At 36.8% G+C, this 3,071-nt stretch carries 2 protein-coding genes; one reads left to right on the top strand and one right to left on the bottom strand.

Features of this window, described 5'->3' with window-relative positions:
- Positions 1-564, bottom strand: a 564-nt coding sequence (locus tag EKM61_RS11665; protein WP_164505771.1) for a replication initiator protein A, incomplete at its 3' end; no start/stop codon positions are given.
- Between the two features lie 76 nt (positions 565-640).
- On the opposite strand from EKM61_RS11665, the gene EKM61_RS11670 reads away from it, so the two are divergent.
- Complete coding sequence (locus tag EKM61_RS11670; RefSeq protein ID WP_068377433.1) at positions 641-2,032, top strand: amino acid permease; 1,392 nt, start codon at positions 641-643, stop codon at positions 2,030-2,032.
- Positions 2,033-3,071 lie beyond the last annotated feature (1,039 nt).

Raw genomic sequence — 3,071 nt, forward strand, 5'->3', positions numbered from 1 at the left:
TTGAATTTCTGCTGGTGAGAAATGGGCTGTGGAAAAGTCCAACTTTTGAGTATCTATATTGTATCTATTAGTATCTATGTTTTTAGAGTCTTTATATAGATTGCTTTCGATTTTCGAGATTCCACTCGTAGCAAGGGATTTCGGCGTTTCTTGTCCATATTCACCCCTTAAATAGACATCAGTAGCTTTCACATCGAGCTTGGAAAGGTATAAACGATTCGGTTCATTCTTTTTCGTTTTAGGATTAAATCCCATTTGAATTTGTTTTAATAGATTGGCTGTTTGTAATTCTTTTTTTATTTTAACGGTTTTTTCAGTAGCGCAGTTAAATAAGTCTTGTAGTTCTTGAACGGTAAAAATAAAGTAAACATGATTATCTTCATCAACCCAATGATTACGCAAAGAATACTCTAGCCGGTCTTTCAGTACCATATAAGCCAATTTAGCATCACTGCTTAAATGTTTATATTGCTCGCCATACATTAATACCTTAGGAAACTGGAAAAATAGGGCTCCATATACGTTATCGGCTTCATAGTAATTGAAATTTGTTGATTTTGTCAGGTATGACAAACAGTGGTATAATATGAGGAATTTTAATTGCAAGCTAATCTTATTTTAATGTTTGAGGAGGCTCTATATGAAACCAAAAATTGTTAAAAATCAAGACGGAACCATGCGATCCTTAAGCAACCGCCACGTCCAAATGATTGCAATTGGAGGAACAATTGGTACCGGACTGTTTCTCGGATCTGGTAGTACGATTAGTAAAACCGGCCCGTCAGTAATGTTAGTTTACTTAATACTAGGGTTATTTTTCTTCTTTATGATGCGGGCTATTGGTGAGATGTTTTATGCGGATCCTACACAGCATACTTTTGTTTCATTCATTTCAAGATATTTGGGGCCAACAATCGGACATTTTACTGGTTGGACTTATTGGATTGGTTTAGTATTTATTTGCATGGCTGAGTTGACTGCAACGGCGACTTATGTGCAGTACTGGCTACCAAGCGTTCCTGCTTGGATTATTGAATTAGTTTTTTTAGGGATTTTGGTGAGTGTCAATTTAATTGCAGCACGATTATTTGGGGAAGCTGAGTTCTGGTTTGCCATGATTAAGATTATTGCTATAATTGCCATGATTTTAACTGGGGTTTTCATGCTCATAAACCATTCCGTCACCCCACTTGGGCACGTATCATTAACAAATATTAGTCATGATTACACACTATTCCCACATGGTATTTTTAATTTTATTGCTGCATTTCCAATGGTGTTTTTTGCCTTTCAAGGAATTGAATTTGTTAGTATTACGATTGGCGAAGCTAAATCCCCACACACAGTTATAAAAAAGGCGGTAAATGAAACACTATTTCGAATATTATTATTTTATATCGGTGCACTAGTCGTAATTATGATAATCATTCCTTGGACGTCACTATCAGCAAACAGTAGTCCGTTTGTTCAAGTATTTAAATTAGCTGGATTTCCGGCAGCTGCTGCCACTATCAATTTCGTTGTCTTAACGTCCGCTGCATCTGCATTAAATAGTTGTATTTTTTCAGCAGGCCGTCATTTTTATCAACTGGCAACCGAAGTTTCCAAAAGCAGTTGGATGTATAAGATGTTTGCTAATATATCAAGTAATGGCGTCCCCGCCGCTGCAATTGCTTTTACCGCTTCACTAGTCTTAATCACACCGATTATGAGTTTAACAACTGACATTAGTTCAGTTTTTACAATCGTAACCGGCGTGTCTAGTGATATGTATATTATTGTTTACACATTGACATTAGTTGCTCACAGAAGATACCGGGCTTCCACTGATTTTTTACCAAATGGTTTTATTATGCCATGGTATAAAATTACCAGCCCATTAACTATATTATTCTTCGGTATCATTTTCATCAGTCTGTTCTTCATCCCAGAAGATACTATCGGTGCCGTTGGGGCAATCTGCTGGACCTTAGTCTTTGGTGGAATAGAATTTTTACGTCAGGGTAAAACAGACTTAAACAATACAAACTAAAAGATACAGGATAAAGGGGACGTATGGAGTGATATTCGGCATATCCACGTAATCCTTAATTACCCATTTTACTAAAAGTTGATTAAATCAAATTATTAATAAGCGGCTCATACCAACGTTGAGATAATCGTTAGCATGGGCCGCTAAGTTATTTTATAAGGGTATCAAACATTTGATTACCGTATAGCTCCTATGTCAAGTGGTAGATTGCAAATTCGGATTAAATTTGCAATCTACCATTAACACGGTTCTGACCATTTTAGGTATGCTAGGTGTAATTCAGACGTACAAACTGTAAACGTCTCACAGGACACGACAGGCACCTTAGAACATGTTACAAACGAGGTGGACTCCGCTCAAGCTGATAAAGCACCAACTAGTGCGAACGTTTCCAATGTGACCTCAACTAGTGCTGAGATTAAAGTAGATGACAAAGCTGAATAAAGTAAAAAGGTCTATCCTCAATTGGGTAGGCCTTTTTATTGTGCAATTTTAAGCTAGTTAACATAAATGGGGCTTATCCCAAGTAAACCACATTCACCGCGGTACTTCCACATTCCGTTATTTTTTGATTGTGAACTTGTCCAAAAAAGAAGTGGTATAGGTCGCAGATTGGCTTTAATTGGGGCAAGAAATTTTGTGAAATTTACTGGTATTACTCCTAGACCATTCCCTTAAATTCAACTGTCTCATTCTTTGTATTAACCAAAAATTTGCCAACACTTCCCCGATACTTCACTGATACTTTAAAGGAATACTTGTAATTTACCCGAGTATATCGAATACTACTAATTCTTCCCTGATACCCTTGCTTATGCAAAACTCTTTTTACTTGATCTCTCTGCTGATTTGTAATTCTTGCAGAACTCCGATAGATTGTCTTCTTAACGATCACATCTGGATTCAATGGAACAATGTAATCCTTACATTCCAACAATTCCACCAACTTTCTTTTTTTCTTTATATTTGTCTTGATGGGTTACGGTTTTCCATTCAGTTTAGAGGGAGTGACGTTTTGAGCGCAGAATTGTTCCCTGGA

The organism is Loigolactobacillus backii (genome assembly GCF_003946275.1).
In the GTDB taxonomy this organism is placed as follows: Bacteria; Bacillota; Bacilli; order Lactobacillales; family Lactobacillaceae; genus Loigolactobacillus; species Loigolactobacillus backii.

Coding starts and splice junctions, on each gene's coding strand:
- EKM61_RS11670 (WP_068377433.1), top strand. CDS start 641: ATGAAACCAAAAATTGTTAAAAATCAAGACGGAACCATGCGATCCTTA.